At 47.8% G+C, this 16873-nt stretch carries 12 protein-coding genes, 3 tRNA genes, 2 rRNA genes and 1 other RNA gene; all 18 read right to left on the bottom strand.

The window, feature by feature from the left end:
- The 18 genes from AC5W14_RS15335 to AC5W14_RS15250 all read right to left on the bottom strand — a co-directional run bounded on the left by AC5W14_RS15335 (window position 1) and on the right by AC5W14_RS15250 (window position 16864).
- Window positions 1–3046: ribosomal RNA gene (locus tag AC5W14_RS15335) — 23S ribosomal RNA — on the bottom strand.
- A gap of 151 nt (window positions 3047–3197) precedes the next feature.
- Window positions 3198–3273: transfer RNA gene (locus AC5W14_RS15330), tRNA-Ala, on the bottom strand.
- 21 nt (window positions 3274–3294) lie between these two features.
- Window positions 3295–3371 (bottom strand) — tRNA-Ile (locus AC5W14_RS15325).
- A 124-nt stretch (window positions 3372–3495) separates the two neighbouring features.
- Window positions 3496–5065: ribosomal RNA gene (locus AC5W14_RS15320) — 16S ribosomal RNA — on the bottom strand.
- The 16S and 23S rRNA genes sit together here with 2 tRNA genes alongside, the layout of an rRNA operon.
- Window positions 5066–5402: 337 nt before the next feature.
- Entirely contained in the window at window positions 5403–6275 is an 873-nt protein-coding gene (locus AC5W14_RS15315) for a metal-dependent hydrolase (protein ID WP_496194944.1), read from the bottom strand.
- A 139-nt stretch (window positions 6276–6414) separates the two neighbouring features.
- Window positions 6415–6663, bottom strand: a complete 249-nt coding sequence (locus AC5W14_RS15310; protein ID WP_496194943.1) for a DUF2508 family protein — start codon at window positions 6661–6663, stop codon at window positions 6415–6417.
- Window positions 6664–6686: 23 nt separating this feature from the next.
- The gene (recR, locus tag AC5W14_RS15305) at window positions 6687–7283 is read right to left on the bottom strand and encodes a recombination mediator RecR (RefSeq protein ID WP_496058205.1); all 597 of its coding nucleotides are present in this window, start codon (window positions 7281–7283) and stop codon (window positions 6687–6689) included.
- 12 nt (window positions 7284–7295) lie between these two features.
- A complete protein-coding gene (locus AC5W14_RS15300; protein WP_252313698.1) occupies window positions 7296–7610 on the bottom strand; it encodes a YbaB/EbfC family nucleoid-associated protein in 315 nt (104 codons plus the stop codon).
- Between the two features lie 21 nt (window positions 7611–7631).
- A complete protein-coding gene (dnaX, locus tag AC5W14_RS15295; RefSeq protein WP_496194942.1) occupies window positions 7632–9341 on the bottom strand; it encodes a DNA polymerase III subunit gamma/tau in 1710 nt (569 codons plus the stop codon).
- A 152-nt stretch (window positions 9342–9493) separates the two neighbouring features.
- Window positions 9494–9759, bottom strand: an RNA gene (gene ffs, locus AC5W14_RS15290) — signal recognition particle sRNA large type.
- 82 nt (window positions 9760–9841) lie between these two features.
- On the bottom strand, window positions 9842–10009 hold the full coding sequence (locus tag AC5W14_RS15285) for a YycC family protein (RefSeq protein WP_496194941.1): 168 nt from the start codon (window positions 10007–10009) through the stop codon (window positions 9842–9844).
- Window positions 10010–10025: 16 nt separating this feature from the next.
- Window positions 10026–10568 carry a tRNA adenosine(34) deaminase TadA gene (gene tadA, locus AC5W14_RS15280; protein WP_496058202.1) on the bottom strand — a complete coding sequence of 181 codons (543 nt, stop codon included), beginning with the start codon at window positions 10566–10568 and terminating at the stop codon, window positions 10026–10028.
- Between the two features lie 122 nt (window positions 10569–10690).
- Window positions 10691–10783, bottom strand: a tRNA-Ser gene (locus AC5W14_RS15275).
- A 109-nt stretch (window positions 10784–10892) separates the two neighbouring features.
- Complete coding sequence (gene opp4C, locus AC5W14_RS15270; protein ID WP_496058201.1) at window positions 10893–11795, bottom strand: oligopeptide ABC transporter permease; 903 nt, start codon at window positions 11793–11795, stop codon at window positions 10893–10895.
- A 13-nt stretch (window positions 11796–11808) separates the two neighbouring features.
- Window positions 11809–12774, bottom strand: a complete 966-nt coding sequence (locus tag AC5W14_RS15265; RefSeq protein WP_496058200.1) for an ABC transporter permease — start codon at window positions 12772–12774, stop codon at window positions 11809–11811.
- Between the two features lie 199 nt (window positions 12775–12973).
- Window positions 12974–14704: an ABC transporter substrate-binding protein gene (locus AC5W14_RS15260; RefSeq protein ID WP_496058199.1), complete on the bottom strand. Its 1731-nt coding sequence runs from the start codon at window positions 14702–14704 to the stop codon at window positions 12974–12976.
- An 80-nt stretch (window positions 14705–14784) separates the two neighbouring features.
- On the bottom strand, window positions 14785–15861 hold the full coding sequence (locus tag AC5W14_RS15255; protein ID WP_496058198.1) for an ABC transporter ATP-binding protein: 1077 nt from the start codon (window positions 15859–15861) through the stop codon (window positions 14785–14787).
- On the bottom strand, window positions 15845–16864 hold the full coding sequence (locus AC5W14_RS15250; protein WP_496194940.1) for an ABC transporter ATP-binding protein: 1020 nt from the start codon (window positions 16862–16864) through the stop codon (window positions 15845–15847). The genes AC5W14_RS15255 and AC5W14_RS15250 overlap by 17 nt, the downstream gene beginning before the upstream one ends.
- Window positions 16865–16873 lie beyond the last annotated feature (9 nt).

The raw sequence follows: 16873 nt of genomic DNA, 5'->3' as shown, positions 1-16873 counted from the left end.
TTGGATAAGTCCTCGATCGATTAGTATCTGTCAGCTGCATGCGTCGCCGCACGTCCACCTCAGACCTATCTACCTTGTCATCTCCAAGGGATCTTACTCACTTGCGTGATGGGAAATCTCATCTCGAGGGGGGCTTCATGCTTAGATGCTTTCAGCACTTATCCCGTCCACACGTAGCTACCCAGCGATGCTCCTGGCGGAACAACTGGTACACCAGCGGTGTGTCCATCCCGGTCCTCTCGTACTAAGGACAGCTCCTCTCAAATTTCCAACGCCCGCGACGGATAGGGACCGAACTGTCTCACGACGTTCTGAACCCAGCTCGCGTACCGCTTTAATGGGCGAACAGCCCAACCCTTGGGACCTACTTCAGCCCCAGGATGCGATGAGCCGACATCGAGGTGCCAAACCTCCCCGTCGATGTGGACTCTTGGGGGAGATAAGCCTGTTATCCCCAGGGTAGCTTTTATCCGTTGAGCGACGGCCCTTCCATACGGGACCGCCGGATCACTAAGCCCGACTTTCGTCTCTGCTCGACTTGTAGGTCTCGCAGTCAAGCTCCCTTTTGCCTTTGCACTCTGCGAATGATTTCCAACCATTCTGAGGGAACCTTTGGGCGCCTCCGTTACTGTTTAGGAGGCGACCGCCCCAGTCAAACTGCCCACCTGACACTGTTCCTGATCCGGATCACGGACCGAGGTTAGAATAGTCGTACAGCCAGGGTAGTATCCCACCACTGCCTCCACCGAACCTAGCGGTCCGGCTTCCAAGGCTCCTACCTATCCTGTACAAGCAGTACAACCATCCAATATCAAGCTACAGTAAAGCTCCATGGGGTCTTTCCGTCCTGTCGCGGGTAACCTGCATCTTCACAGGTAATATAATTTCACCGGGTCTCTCGTTGAGACAGTGCCCAAGTCGTTGCACCTTTCGTGCGGGTCGGAACTTACCCGACAAGGAATTTCGCTACCTTAGGACCGTTATAGTTACGGCCGCCGTTTACTGGGGCTTCAATTCAAAGCTTCTCCCCAAAGGGGATAACCTCTCCTCTTAACCTTCCAGCACCGGGCAGGTGTCAGCCCCTATACTTCGCCTTGCGGCTTCGCAGAGACCTGTGTTTTTGATAAACAGTCGCTTGGGCCTTTTCACTGCGGCTCTCCTGGGCTATTCACCCGAAAGAGCACCCCTTCTCCCGAAGTTACGGGGTCATTTTGCCGAGTTCCTTAACGAGAGTTCTCCCGCGCGTCTTAGAATTCTCATCCCACCCACCTGTGTCGGTTTGCGGTACGGGCACCTTTTTCCTCGCTAGAGGCTTTTCTTGGCAGTGTAGGATCGGGAACTTCGGTACTTTATTTCCCTCGCCATCGCCGCTCAGCCTTCATGAAGAGCGGATTTGCCTGCTCTTCGGCCTACCGGCTTGGACGTGCATATCCAGCAGCACGCTTGCCCTACCTTCCTGCGTCCCCCCATTGCTCAAACGGAAAGGAGGTGGTACAGGAATTTAAACCTGTTTTCCATCGCCTACGCCTTTCGGCCTCGGCTTAGGACCCGACTAACCCTGAGCGGACGAACCTTCCTCAGGAAACCTTGGGTTTTCGACGGAAGGGATTCTCACCCTTCTTTTCGTTACTCATACCGGCATTCTCACTTCCAGGCGCTCCACCAGTCCTCACGGTCTGGCTTTACCGCCCCTGGAACGCTCCCCTACCACGATCCCCCGATGGGGGATCCTCCACAGCTTCGGTACCGCATTTAGCCCCGGTACATTTTCGGCGCAGAGTCACTCGACTAGTGAGCTATTACGCACTCTTTCAATGGTGGCTGCTTCTAAGCCAACATCCTAGTTGTCTAAGCAACTCCACATCCTTTTCCACTTAATGCGGATTTAGGGACCTTAGCTGGTGGTCTGGGCTGTTTCCCTCTCGACTACGGATCTTAGCACTCGCAGTCTGACTCCCGGACAACAAGTCTCTGGCATTCGGAGTTTGACTGAATTCGGTAACCCGGTAAGGGCCCCTCGTCCAATCAGTGCTCTACCTCCAGGACTCTTATCCGAGGCTAGCCCTAAAGCTATTTCGGGGAGAACCAGCTATCTCCGAGTTCGATTGGCATTTCACCGCTACCCACACCTCATCCCCGCAATTTTCAACTTGCGTGGGTTCGGGCCTCCAGTAGGTGTTACCCTACCTTCACCCTGGACATGGGTAGATCACCCGGTTTCGGGTCTACGACCGCATACTAATGCGCCGTTGAAGACTCGCTTTCGCTGCGGCTCCGCCTCTTCGGCTTAACCTGGCATACGATCGTAACTCGCCGGTTCATTCTACAAAAGGCACGCCGTCACCCATAAACGGGCTTCGACTACTTGTAGGCACACGGTTTCAGGATCTGTTTCACTCCCCTTCCGGGGTGCTTTTCACCTTTCCCTCACGGTACTGGTTCACTATCGGTCACTAGGGAGTATTTAGCCTTGGGAGATGGTCCTCCCGGATTCCGACGGGATTTCTCGTGTCCCGCCGTACTCAGGATCCACTCCGGAGGATCAGCGATTTCGGCTACCGGGCTGTTACCGTATCCTGCGGGCCTTTCCAGGCCGCTTCGCCTATCGCTGATCTTGATAACTCCAATGGAGTGTCCTACAACCCCAGGATGCAAGCATCCTGGTTTGGGCTGATTCCGTTTCGCTCGCCGCTACTCAGGAAATCGCATTTGCTTTCTCTTCCTCTGGGTACTAAGATGTTTCAGTTCCCCAGGTCTGCCTTACTCTACCCTATGTGTTCAGGTAGAAATACCATCGGATTAACGATGGTGGGTTCCCCCATTCGGACATCCCCGCCTCNAAGATGTTTCAGTTCCCCAGGTCTGCCTTACTCTACCCTATGTGTTCAGGTAGAAATACCATCGGATTAACGATGGTGGGTTCCCCCATTCGGACATCCCCGCCTCACAGCTCACTTACAGCTCCGCGGGGCGTATCGCCGTTCGTCGCGTCCTTCATCGGCTCCTAGTGCCAAGGCATCCACCGTGCGCCCTTTCTTACTTAACCGTTTTTCCATTTCCAAAAAAACAGCTGGCGCCTGCTTACGCAGGGCTTGCTTGGTCTTGTTTGTTTCGTTGTCGCTATCCAGTTTTCAAGGAACCAATAGAGAGCACAATTATGGTATTAACTAACCATATGCTCTTGTTCTTATTTTTTATGGTGGAGCCTAGCGGGATCGAACCGCTGACCTCCTGCGTGCAAGGCAGGCGCTCTCCCAGCTGAGCTAAGGCCCCATAATATCTATTAATTTATGATGGTGGGCCTGAGTGGACTCGAACCACCGACCTCACGCTTATCAGGCGTGCGCTCTAACCAGCTGAGCTACAGGCCCATCCTATAATTAATATTAGAACAAATATCAGAACAAAATTGTCCTCTCAAAATGGAATGAAAACAACTGCGCGCACCCCGGACCGGTCGGTCCGGGGGTCGATCCACGAATCAAAACTCCGTAGAAAGGAGGTGATCCATCCCCACCTTCCGGTAGGGATACCTTGTTACGACTTCACCCCAATCATCTGCCCCACCTTCGGCGGCTGGCTCCCAAAGGGTTACCTCACCGACTTCGGGTGTTGCAAACTCTCGTGGTGTGACGGGCGGTGTGTACAAGGCCCGGGAACGTATTCACCGTGGCATGCTGATCCACGATTACTAGCGATTCCGGCTTCATGCAGGCGAGTTGCAGCCTGCAATCCGAACTGAGAATGGCTTTGCGAGATTGGCTCCACCTCGCGGTTTCGCATCCCTCTGTACCATCCATTGTAGCACGTGTGTAGCCCAGGTCATAAGGGGCATGATGATTTGACGTCGTCCCCACCTTCCTCCGGTTTGTCACCGGCAGTCACCTTAGAGTGCCCAACCAGATGCTGGCAACTAAGATTAAGGGTTGCGCTCGTTGCGGGACTTAACCCAACATCTCACGACACGAGCTGACGACAACCATGCACCACCTGTCATTTTGTCCCCCGAAGGGGAACCTTCTATCTCTAGAAGTGGCAAAAGATGTCAAGACCTGGTAAGGTTCTTCGCGTTGCGTCGAATTAAACCACATGCTCCACCGCTTGTGCGGGCCCCCGTCAATTCTTTTGAGTTTCAGCCTTGCGGCCGTACTCCCCAGGCGGAGTGCTTAATGCGTTAGCTTCGGCACTAAGGGCATCGAAACCCCTAACACCTAGCACTCATCGTTTACGGCGTGGACTACCAGGGTATCTAATCCTGTTTGCTCCCCACGCTTTCGCGCCTCAGCGTCAATAACAGACCAGAGAGCCGCCTTCGCCACTGGTGTTCCTCCACATATCTACGCATTTCACCGCTACACGTGGAATTCCACTCTCCTCTTCTGCATTCCAGTTCCCCAGTTTCCAATGACCCTCCACGGTTGAGCCGTGGGCTTTCACATCAGACTTAAGGAACCGCCTGCGCGCGCTTTACGCCCAATAATTCCGGACAACGCTTGCCCCCTACGTATTACCGCGGCTGCTGGCACGTAGTTAGCCGGGGCTTTCTGGTGAGGTACCGTCAGGGGGCGGCCCTGTTAGAACCGCCCTTGTTCTTCCCTCACAACAGAGCTTTACGATCCGAAAACCTTCATCACTCACGCGGCGTTGCACCGTCAGACTTTCGTCCATTGCGGATGATTCCCTACTGCTGCCTCCCGTAGGAGTCTGGGCCGTGTCTCAGTCCCAGTGTGGCCGATCACCCTCTCAGGTCGGCTACGTATCGTCGCCTTGGGGAGCCGTGACCTCTCCAACTAGCTAATACGCCGTGGGCCCATCCCCCAGTGCATGGCCCGAAGGCCATGCTTTTACAAGCCGATCAGGAGATCGGCTTGATTATCGGGTATTAGCTCCGGTTTCCCGGAGTTATCCCCGTCTGAAGGGCAGGTTGCCCACGTGTTACTCACCCGTCCGCCGCTCACTCCCCCGGTTTCGCTCCGAAGAGGTCCGCCGGGTTCGTGCGCTCGACTTGCATGTATTAGGCACGCCGCCAGCGTTCGTCCTGAGCCAAGATCAAACTCTCCATGAAAGTTGATGCTTAGGTCGTGCTGGTCTTACATTGCGCAGCAGGCCTTGCCTGCCGCGACTTGATATTTCGCGCGTTGTTTTCATTCCATTTTCAAAGGACACTTATTTACGTCGCCGTCTCTTAACGACTTCGTAAATTATATCATTTGCGTTTAAAAAACGCAATACTTAATTGTGATAAAATATTGAACGTTTTTGAGATGTTTTCTCAGCAACGTTTTCAACTATACCATCTCTATTATAAAATAACAATGAAAAAATTGCATTACTTATAAAAAAATTTTATCCCTTTTCTTGTATATTATAGATAGAAAAAAAGCGGGCAAAAACTGCCCGCTTTACTCCGCTGGTATCGATTCAAAAAGCAGCTTTTCTCCATCAAAGTAAAAACGCGGGTCATAGACTCCCAGCTCCGCCTCGTCTTTCGTCACTACTACGAAAGGAGCCCACTCGATTAACACTTCTGCCCGTTTGTTTTTTTCCAAAAGAGGATCAAGGTTCACTTCTTCCTGGGAATAAAGGGTCTCCGTCAATGATTCTCTTCCAAACGCATTATGATTTTTAATCGTGACGATCTCATCTTTTTTACCAATAACATTAAATGAACCAGGAACAAAACCGGCAGAAAGCGCTACTTGATCAAAGCTGTCTTCTACCTGGTTAATAATGAATGTTCCTTGAAGACCCTGTATAGATGTATGCAGAGCCGCTAACACGAGAACCGCCCTCCAGACACGGGGGGCAGAAATGCTTTTATATTTCCATTTAATAAGAAAGGCGCCTGCGAACAAGCTCCAAATCACCACATCAACAATAGGTAGAAATCCTAAAGCTACTCTTGTTGAGCTTATTGGTTCAAACCAGCCGGTTCCCCAGGCATTCAAGCCATCCAGCGTATTATGAATAACTACATTAATAAACGCTGCAAAAAAGATCAGCCAATGTTTCTGCCTCCAAATTACAAAAGCTGCCGCAAAAATCACAAGTGCCCATATCGGTGCCATAAAAAAAGAATGCGTCAATCCACGGTGCCAAAGAAGCCCCATGATCTGCCCTGTCTCCGTAATACCTGTAAAGACGTCGGCATCCGGCGCCTGGCTGCCGGCCAGGCTTGCAAACAAAACAGAACGCTTCACCGGTTTATCGAGACCAGCTTTATCGATAGCCCCGTAAGTCGCCATTCCAAAAAGAGCATGTGTCAGCGTGTCCATTTAATACCTCTTCTCTATCAAGGGTAAGTATGTCCTTGTACTGTACCTTTTCTTTCTATAGAAGAGCAACGTTTTTGACCTGATCCCGCTGGTTCCTTTATAAATAAAAAAAGCAGCCGGGCATAAGCAGCCGGCTGTATTATTTATTCTTTTGAAGTGCCTGCTGATAGCGCATTTCCTTTAACAGAAACATATACTTCGCTTTTTTTATCTTCAGGTACGCAATTGTTTCAGTGGAAGGATCAAGGCTTTTTTCGATGATTAGTTGAAACAATTGAAAGTCGCGCTTTAATTCTTCCGTTTTTTCGATAAGACTTTGTTGTCCGGCATGATAAATTTTGTTTTTTTTGAACAAAGAAGCGCCCTCCCTTTTTTGAATATTATTCATTTAAGGAGCCCCCGCCACTGTTTTTATAATTCCCGGCGGCCTTCTATTGCTTTGGAAAGCGTCACTTCATCTGCATACTCCAGATCTCCGCCTACCGGAAGACCGTGGGCAATTCTCGTCACCTTCATACCAGAAGGTTTAACGAGCCTGGAAATATACATTGCTGTAGCTTCCCCTTCAATAGTAGGGTTCGTTGCGATAATTACTTCTTTCACTTCATCGTTTTGAAGCCTCTTGATCAGTTCAGGTACTTTAATATCTTCCGGACCAATGCCATCCATTGGAGAAATTGCACCATGCAGGACATGATACTGTCCACTGTACTCCCGCATTTTCTCCATTGCAATGACATCTTTGGAGTCCTGTACTACGCATATAATAGATTGATCCCGCTGTTTATCTTCACAGATTCTGCACGGATCCGTGTCTGTTATAAAGTGACAGTTAGAGCAGTAGGTTAAGTCGCGCTTAGCATGAACCAGTGCTTTTGCAAAATCCAGAACATCGTCTTCTTTCATATCCAATACGAAGAAGGCAAGACGTCCTGCCGTTTTCGGCCCAATGCCGGGGAGTTTCATAAAACCTTCAATTAGTTTAGAAATTGGCTGTGGATACTGCACCTTTTCCTCCTTTTAGAACATTCCAGGCATATTCATTCCTTTAGTAAATTTGCCCATGTCCTGTTCGATCATTTCATCTGCTTTTTTGAGAGCTTCGTTAGTGGCGGCAAGGACAAGATCCTGCAGCATTTCTACATCTTCAGGATCTACAACGTCCTGGTCGATTTCAATATCAACAATACGCTTGTCTCCGGAAGCGGTCACTTTAATAGCTCCGCCGCCTGCGGTTGCTTCTACGTTCTTTTCCTTTAGTTCTTCCTGTGCCTGAGCCATTTGTTTTTGCATTTTCTGCATCTGCTTCATCATATTTCCCATATTGTTTTTCATTATTATTCCTCCAATAGTGTATTAGTCTTTTATTTCTAAAAGGTCTTCTCCCACCAGCTTAATGGCTTCGTCTACAAAAGGATCCTTTTCCGGTTCGCTTTCCTGCTCTTCGGAAGCCGGCTGCCGGCTTTTGTATTCCTGCTTTACCTTTTCCCACTGCTGATTTAAAAGTGTAACGGCTTCAAGTGTCTGTCCTGTTACTTCTTGAATGGAAGACTCTATGGCGTCACGGAATTTCGTATCCACCATGCTTCGATGCATTTCGTTTTGAAAAGCCAGAATCAGCTTTTCTCCATTTGTTGCTACCGGCTTGGCATCACTTATCCACGCATGGCCGGGTACGCTTGTCTGCTTTACTTTCTGCATAATAGCCGCCCACTGCCCTGTCAGCTCCTGAAGCTTCTGACGATCTGCGCCCTGCACTGCTTCACGGACTTTTCCGTCATTTCCAAGTGCCTGTCCCCCGCCGGCCCGCGGCTGCACTTTCCGTTTAGGAGCCTGGGACGGAGAAGCATCTGCCGGCTTTTCGGGAGCCGGTGTTTCTTTTATCTTTTTCAATTTCTGTTCGAGCTGCTCTATTTTTTTCTCCAGACGCTCGTAAACGTCAGAGGAGACAGCGCTTCCCGCTTCAGGTGCCGGTTGGCCGGAAGACGCATGAGCCGTTTGAATAAGAGCCATTTCCAGAAAAATCTTAGGATGGCTGGACCATTTCATCTGCTGAAAGTGGGTATTAAGCTCATTGAGCACCTGATAAATCCAGGAAAGCTCTGCCTGCCCGGCCAGCTCCTTAAATGTATCGTCCACCATGACCCTGTCCAGAATCTCATCAACATTCGGCGCGGTTTTAGCGACCAGCATGTCTCTTAAATAGTATATAACGTCTTCCATGAATCGAACAGGATCTTTTCCATCCTGAATCAGCCTGTCTGCCGCTCTTACTGCTGCCGAAGTATCTCCTGCAAGAACAGAACGTATCGTCTCCGCCAGAAAACGCTGGGAAACTGCTCCGGTAATTGCTAATACATCATCAGCCGTAATAGTATCCTCTGCAAAAGACGAAGCCTGATCCAATAAGCTCAGCGCATCTCTCATTCCGCCTTCCGCTGCCCGGGCAATAAGCTGAACGGCTTCTTCTTCAGCCGCCCATTCCTGCTGAGTGATAATGTAATTCATTCTTTCTGTCAAAGCTTTGGTTGTGATCCGCTTGAAATCAAAACGCTGACATCTGGATATAATGGTTAACGGGATTTTATGAGGCTCGGTTGTTGCGAGAATAAAAACGGCATGCTTCGGCGGCTCTTCCAATGTTTTTAATAGTGCATTAAAGGCGCCGGTGGAAAGCATGTGAACCTCATCTATAATATATACTTTGTATGAAATATCGCGGGGAGCAGACATGACGTTTTCCCGTATATAACGGATTTCGTCTACGCCATTGTTGGATGCGGCATCGATTTCAATAACGTCCACGACGGAGCCATCTGAAATCCCCCGGCAGGCCCGGCATTCGTTACAAGGCTCGCGAACAGGCGCATGCTCACAGTTAATCGCTTTGGCAATAATTTTGGCGGCGCTTGTTTTCCCGGTCCCCCGCGGACCGCTGAATAAGTAGGCGTGTGAAAACTTTTCCTGTTCCAGCGCGTTTTGGAGCGTTTTTGTAATATGTTCCTGGCCTGCCAAGTCTTTTAACTGCTTTGGCCTCCATACCCTGTACAATGCCTGATAGCCCAATCCTCTGCCTCCTTTATTATATTTCTTCTATTTTTAATTATACCGATTCTATATATACTTTTCAAAAGATGATATCCGTTTTTCTTCATTATAATAATGAAGAAAAAAGAACCACTCTCAAGAGAGTCGTTCTTTTTATCATATGTATAAAGCCGTGCACCTTCTGTCGACAATGCTTTCATGCACGTTACCTATGCAGTTAGCTCGAACCGGGCAGCTCTGCGGCACATAGAAGAGTCCGCTTACTGCTGCTTCCTTCCGGACCTGACAGGATTCACGGGTTTCCATTGCGCAGAACCCGGTTGTCAACACCACTTACATAGGGCAGGCTGCACAAAAGCATAGCCTCGAGAAGGGATTCAGTCTCGCTATAGCGGATTGCGAGTACAGGGCACCGCTACCTCCCCACTTAGCACGGCAAATTGGATAACATATTCAGGCGCTTTATTGCGCAACTTTTAGTATATATAGTTTTTAGCTGGAACGCAATAGGTTCGGCTTTATTCTTCTGCCGAATTTTCGTCTGCTGCGGTCTGCTCTTTTTTTTCCAGTTCAGCAATTTTTGCCATAATAATATGCGGCGGTGTATGCATAATGTGCTCTAACGGCATATTAAGTTTTTTTGCCAGCATTTGAGCCGTTTCCGCTGAAAATTGATTAGGTGCCATGAGTTATCCCCCTGTTTTATTCATCGTGTTCGTTTACTATATCATGATGATTCGCTGAATCCAACTTCTGCTGCTCTCTTCTTTTTAAGCGCTCTTCTTTTTTCTTTTGGCGCAGTTCCAGAAAAAAGGTGGAAAGAATCGCACTGCATCGTTCCTCCATCACCCCGCGTTCGACGATGGCCTGATGATTGAACCGCGGTTCGTCCAACAGGTTCATCAGCGTTCCCGCACAGCCGGCTTTGGCATCAACTGCTCCGTAAACGACCCGGACGATGCGGGACTGGACAATCGCCCCTGCACACATCGGACAGGGCTCCAGGGTGACATAAAGCGTGCAGTCCTCCAAACGCCAGTTTCCGAGTGTCCGACATGCCTGTTCAATGGCAGTCATTTCAGCATGGGACCCCGCCTGTTGTTTGGTTTCCCGCTGGTTGTATCCATACCCGACAATCACATCTTCTTTTACAATTACTGCTCCGATCGGCACTTCTCCCATGATCCGCGCTTTTTCAGCCAATTTCAGAGCTTCTTTCATCCAATACATATCTGTATGAGCCATGTCCGTCTCCTTACCTTCCGCTTTTCTTTTATCATACCCAATTTGCTTTTTTTCATGCACTGTCTTATAAAAACACACAAAAAAAGCTGCCCTTTGCAGGGACAGCTTTGTTATTAGAATAATGGCGGAGGAGGAGGGATTCGAACCCCCGCGGGCGATGAAGCCCCTGGCGGTTTTCAAGACCGCTCCCTTCAGCCAGACTTGGGTACTCCCCCGAATGGTTAAAACTTTTTGGCTGACAAGGAATATAATAGCATATACAAAATACCGGTGCAATAGAAAATAAAAAGAAAGAGCAATTTAATTTTGCTCTTTCTTGTATTTTTATCGTTTTCCACCTTTTGGATCAAATGCATCCCGGAGGCCGTCCCCAATGAAATTAATGGACAAAACGACAAGGAGAATAGAGAGACCGGGCGGAATCCAAGCCTCTGGAGCCCCTTGAAGAACTCTTATGCTTCTTGCTTCATTTACCATGTTCCCCCATGTAGGAGTAGGCTGTGGGATACCAAACCCTACGAAACTTAATGCAGATTCTAAAATGATCATCGTCGCCATCATAATTGTGGCATTCACAATAATCGGACCGACGGCATTTGGCAGAAAGTGTTTCGTAATGATGCGCCAATCTGAACATCCAATGGACCTTGCTCCGAGTATAAATTCTTTTTCTCTGATCGATAAAAACGTTCCCCGCAGGATCCTTGTGATGTTCGGCCAGGTAGTTGCTGCAATAACTACTACAAATAGCGTGATGGTTATATTTTGAATAATCGCGATCACAGTAAGCACAAACAAGAGAAAAGGAAGCGTAAGAACAACATCAGCAAGTCTCATAATAATGCCGTCTACGATACCACCGTAGTACCCTGCAATCGAGCCTAAAATCACTCCAATGACTAACGTACAAAACATCGCGAAGAAACCAATAAGCAGAGTAACCCTTGCTCCATAGACCAGCCTGGCAAAATTGTCCCGGCCGGAACTGTCGGTGCCAAGCCAGTGGTCAGAGCTTGGCGGCTGCATCACGTTGATTAAATCGGACTGCGTTGGACTGTTCGGCGTTAAAAATGGGGCAAAAATAGCCACCAGCGAGAAAAACACAAGAATGACTAATCCCGATATCGCCAGCTTGTTTTTCATGAATCGCTTTACCGCCAGCTGAAGGGGGCTGTGGCCTTTTTGTCCGGAAGTAATGACTGGTTCTACTGGTTGTGGATTCTGCATAGCATATGCCCCCTCAATCGTAGCGTATTCTTGGATCGACTACGGCGTAGAAAATATCCGCCAACAGGTTGCCGACAAGAATCGCTACCGATAATATCAAATTAATTCCCATAATGACTGGATAGTCTCTGTTAACAATGGACTCCAAAAACAATGTACCGAGCCCTGGATAGTTAAATACTGCTTCTGTAATAACTGCGCCGCTCAGCAGCGTTCCAAATTCAAATCCAAGAAGCGTGATGATAGGAATTAAAGCATTCCGAAGCGTATGCTTATATAAAACGCTTTTTGGTCCCATTCCTTTTGCTTTGGCTGTTCGTACAAAATCACTTCCCTGAATATCAAGCATTTCACTTCTCATATAACGCATGTAAATAGCCGTACTGGCCAGGCCGAGCGTTAAACCGGGAAGCACCAAATGATGAATCCGGTCAAAAAAATACTCCAGGCCGGTTGCTCCAATAGTGGAAACAGAGCCCTGCGTTGGAAACCATCCTAATTGGAAACCAAAGAAATAAATCAGTAACAGGCCGGCAAAGAAGTTGGGTGTAGCAAGACCTACAAAAGCAAACGTTGTTGCGCCGTAATCTGCAACAGAATACGGTTTTCTGGCGGAATAAATACCGATTGGCAAAGCTACAATAATAGTAATAAATAAAGCAAAAATAGATAAGTACAGGGTGTTTACAACACGCGACATGATCAAACCTTCTACCGTACGCCCGTTATAGTTAATGGAATCTCCCAGGTTTCCCTGTGCCACGGATCCTACCCAGCTGAGGTACTGAATATGAAACGGCTCGTTTAACCCAAGCTCCTCTGCCCGCTGTTCATACACTTCCGCCGGAACATTAGGATCAATATTTTCTCCGGTTAACGGGTCCCCCGGTGCTAGATAAGCTAAAAAATATACGATTAAAGATACTGCTAGCAGCATAGGAATAAATAATAATAGTCTGCGCAATATATATTTATACATCTACTTCTCCTCCTGCCTTTTTCAGAAAAGACTGGGCATCGCCAGAATTTCTGCTTGCATGGTGTTGTAAGAGCCTCTTCCGGCAGTCTTTTCTCAAAAATTCAAAAGCAACAGCTGAATCTCTCTTCTATACTTATGTAGTGGAAAATAGTTTGGATGTATGGATACAAATCCATACATCCTTCTATTTTCATGGGCATTACTGTTCTAAATACCACTCATGCGAGTTATCAACAATCGTGTGCGGCTTTCTAACAATTCCCTGCAGGGCACTGTTATGAGCGAATACGTTGTTTTCTGCATACAATGGAACTTCTGGAAGTTCATCAGAAAAGAGCTGTGCCCACTCTCCATATTTCTGCTCACGGTACTCTAATTCAAACGCGTCCGGAGCCTGCATTGCTTCTTCAATTAACTGGTCGCTTTCTTCACTGTTCCAACGAAGGTAGTTATAGGCAGCGTCCGATTTGTGGATGCCTGATGGATCCGGATCACCGGAAGCCAGAGACCAGCCCGACAGGTACATATCTACATCGTTGGAGTTGCTTTCAATATGCTCAAAGTGAGCAGCTGCTTCACGCGGGTTGTTTAGATTCACATCAAGCCCTACAGCTTCCAGGTTTTCTTCAATGATTGGTGCGCTTCTTTCACGGATAAGGTTACCTGTTGGATAGTCCAGATTCAGCGTAAAGGCTTCGCCGTCCGGATTCTCACGCATCCCGTCTCCATTTGTATCTTCGTAGCCGGCGTCATCTAAAATCTGGTTTGCTGTATCTTCGTTATAGTCATAGTCAGTAACCGAGTCGGCGTTAAACGCCCACGATGCTTCAGGGAACGGTGCATTCAGTACTTCACCATGTCCGTAAAGAAGCCCGTCAATCATCCCCTGCCGATTAATCGCATGAGCGATCGCTTGTCGAAGTTCAACATCCTGTACCTTTTCATTTGGCTCCCATGAGTCCGGATCCGTCAATGCATCATCCGGGCCTCTATTATGCTTGAATCCAAGCAGCTGGTAACCAAGATCCTGCTGTTCAAACATCGTAATGTTTTCCATTTGTTCTACGGATTCCACATCGCCTTTAGGCACGCCTCCCGGATCTTTGATAAGGTCTACATCTCCATTTTCAAGCAGTCCCGGAATAATTTCCTGGTCCATTACCTGCCATTGAATGTTATCCAGGTTAGGCTCTCCGCCCCAGTACTCTTCATGCTTGGCTAAAAGATACTGCTCGCCTTCCTGTAATTCAGAAAGCTGGAAAGGGCCTGTTCCGATCACTTCACCAGCGTTCAGGGAAGCACTGGCTTCCGGCATTTCTGCTACGGGAATGTCAGCAAAAATGTGTTCTGGAATAATCATAAAGCTTGTGTTATACAGTGCCGTTGGATTTGGTTCGGCAAACGTGAATGTCACGGTGTTTTCATCGACAGCTTCTACACCTTCAAGTGTATCGGCTTCTCCGTCTGAATATTCTTCAAAGCCAACCAGTTTGTTTACATAGTCAATACGCAGGCCGCCTGCGTTAATATATTCCGGATCTGCAATAGATTCGTAAGTAAATACTACATCATCGGCTGTAAAGGCTTCGCCATCATGCCACGTTACGCCTTCCTCCAATGTATAAGTAAGTTCTGTCTGGTCATCGTTGAATTCCCACTCGGATGCAAGTTCCGGAATAAACTCAAGGTTTTCATCCTGTGCCACCAGTGCCTCGTGCGTAAAATCAAGAATATTCGCTTCATAGGCATCGCTGTAAAATATAGGGTTGAACTGGCCTTCCGGTGCGGAATACATCGCAGCCGTTATCGAACCGCCTTCCTGAGGTTCGCCGCTGGATTCCCCGCCTTCCTCAGAGTCCCCGCCTCCACTGCATGCAGACAATACTAAACCAAAAGACATCATTGACAAAAACCATGTTTTGTTTTTCAAAAAGATACCCCCTACTAGTTTTTATAATTGGTCATTATTGAATCCTTACAGGATTCACCCCCTATACGTGATATAACCGGTTAGTTTTTTGAGGCATGTTCCGGGCTGAGTATGGCCCCCGTTTTTGAATCAGTATACAAATGGCATGCCACTTTATGGTCCCGGCCTACATCGACCAGCTCCGGTCTTTCTGCACTGCAGCGATCATGGGCCTGCGGGCAGCGCGTATGAAAAGGACACCCGGCAGGCGGGTCTGATGGACTTGGCAGATCTCCCTGCAAATGAACTTTTTTCTTTCTTTTTTTCACATCCGGTTCAGGAACCGCTGAAATAAGTGCCTGGGTGTAGGGATGCAGAGGCTGGGAATACAAGCTGTTTTTGGGGGCTATTTCTGCAATTCTTCCTAAATACATGACAGCCACCCGGTCACTGATATGTTTGACAACACTTAAATCGTGGGCAATGAATAAGTACGTTAAATCAAAATCATCTTGAAGCTGCTTCATCAGGTTTAATACCTGCGACTGCACAGATACATCCAAAGCAGAAACCGGTTCATCCCCAATGATGAATTTCGGCCTTGTAGAGATGGAGCGTGCTATTCCAATACGCTGACGCTGGCCGCCCGAAAATTCGTGTGGATATTTAAACCGTGCATCCCCTCCAAGACCTACTGTTTCCAGAAGCTCAATCACTCGTTCTCTGCGCTGTTCCTTCGTTAAATTTTCATGAAGAAGCATAGGCTCTTCAATCAGTTCTCCGACGCTCATCCGCGGGTTTAAAGAGCCGTAGGGATCCTGAAATATCATCTGCATATCTTTTCTGGAAGGCCTTATTTTCCGCTGCGATAGCTTAGAGATATCTTTATCATCAAAAATGACTTTTCCCTCTGTCGGAGTATCCAGCCTTAAAATAATTCGTCCCAATGTGGATTTCCCGGAACCGGATTCTCCTACAATGCCGAGCGTCTCTCCTTTATAAATATCAATGGAAATATCATCGACTGCTTTTACATGAGCAACGGTACGTCTTAATATGCCGCCCTTTATAGGAAAGTATTTTTTTAGATTTTTAATTTCTACCAGCTTTTCCTTTGTTTCGGAAGCAGGAGCCGGATAGTCTGCCTCTTCGTTTACTTTATTATTTAACTGGGTCAATGGCTTCTGCCTCCTTGGAACTCTGACTGTAAAGAATACAGCGGACTTCGTGGCCGGGTGTATCTTCGTATATAGGCGGCACTGACTTGGTACACTCTTCCGTTACATGCTTGCAGCGGGGAGCAAACCTGCATCCCTGCGGGAAATCAGTAGCAGGGGGCACCGTACCTGGAATCGATTCTAATATCTGCTTATCGTCATCAATTTTAGGCATGCTGTTTAACAGCCCTACAGTGTACGGATGTTTAGGGTTTTCAAACAACTCATTTACTGTAGCGGATTCTACAATCTGGCCGCCATACATGACCATTACTCTATCTGCCATTTCTGCTACTACACCAAGGTCATGGGTAATGATCAGAATGGCCGAGTTGATTTTTTCTTTAATATCAAGCATTAAATCCAAAATCTGGGCCTGAATCGTCACATCGAGCGCCGTAGTGGGCTCATCTGCAATAATGAGCTTTGGATCGCAGGAAAGAGCAATCGCAATGATCACTCGCTGTCTCATCCCGCCGGAGAGCTGGTGCGGATATTCATGAATCGTTTGTTCCGCACGGGGAAACCCGACTAGTTTAAGCAGTTCCACAGCTTTTTGTCTGGCTTCTTTTTTCTTCATTCCTTTGTGCTTAATCAGCGGTTCCGCTATTTGCATGCCAATGGTGAATACAGGATTTAACGAGGTCATTGGCTCCTGAAAAATCATTCCTATTTTATTGCCCCGTACTTTTATCATTTCCTTTTCAGATAAATCCAATAACTCTTGATCTTCTAATTTGATAGATCCTTCCACAATCTTTCCGGCAGGCTCTGGTACAAGCCTCATAATCGACATCGAGGTGATGCTTTTCCCACTCCCTGATTCGCCGACCAAAGCCACTGTTTCTCCATTATGTATAGTAAAATCAATACCATCGACAGCTTTAGCTGTTTTTCCATTTTCTAAAGAAAAATATGTTTTCAGCCCTGACACTTTCAGCAGCTCGGTCTGATTGTTGCTCATGAACCCACC

The organism is Sinobaca sp. TMA16-18 (assembly GCF_059510535.1).
The sequence above is the reverse complement of the archived record's forward strand: the minus strand, read 5'-3'. Positions and strand labels throughout refer to the sequence as shown.

Excerpts from the sequence above, each read along its gene's own strand:
- AC5W14_RS15315 (WP_496194944.1), bottom strand. The coding sequence starts at position 6,275 with ATGGACACGCTGACACATGCTCTTTTTGGAATGGCGACTTACGGGGCT.
- AC5W14_RS15310 (WP_496194943.1), bottom strand. The coding sequence starts at position 6,663 with ATGAATAATATTCAAAAAAGGGAGGGCGCTTCTTTGTTCAAAAAAAAC.
- AC5W14_RS15300 (WP_252313698.1), bottom strand. The coding sequence starts at position 7,610 with ATGAAAAACAATATGGGAAATATGATGAAGCAGATGCAGAAAATGCAA.
- AC5W14_RS15285 (WP_496194941.1), bottom strand. The coding sequence starts at position 10,009 with ATGGCACCTAATCAATTTTCAGCGGAAACGGCTCAAATGCTGGCAAAA.
- tadA (WP_496058202.1), bottom strand. The coding sequence starts at position 10,568 with ATGGCTCATACAGATATGTATTGGATGAAAGAAGCTCTGAAATTGGCT.
- opp4C (WP_496058201.1), bottom strand. The coding sequence starts at position 11,795 with ATGCAGAATCCACAACCAGTAGAACCAGTCATTACTTCCGGACAAAAA.
- AC5W14_RS15265 (WP_496058200.1), bottom strand. The coding sequence starts at position 12,774 with ATGTATAAATATATATTGCGCAGACTATTATTATTTATTCCTATGCTG.
- AC5W14_RS15250 (WP_496194940.1), bottom strand. The coding sequence starts at position 16,864 with ATGAGCAACAATCAGACCGAGCTGCTGAAAGTGTCAGGGCTGAAAACA.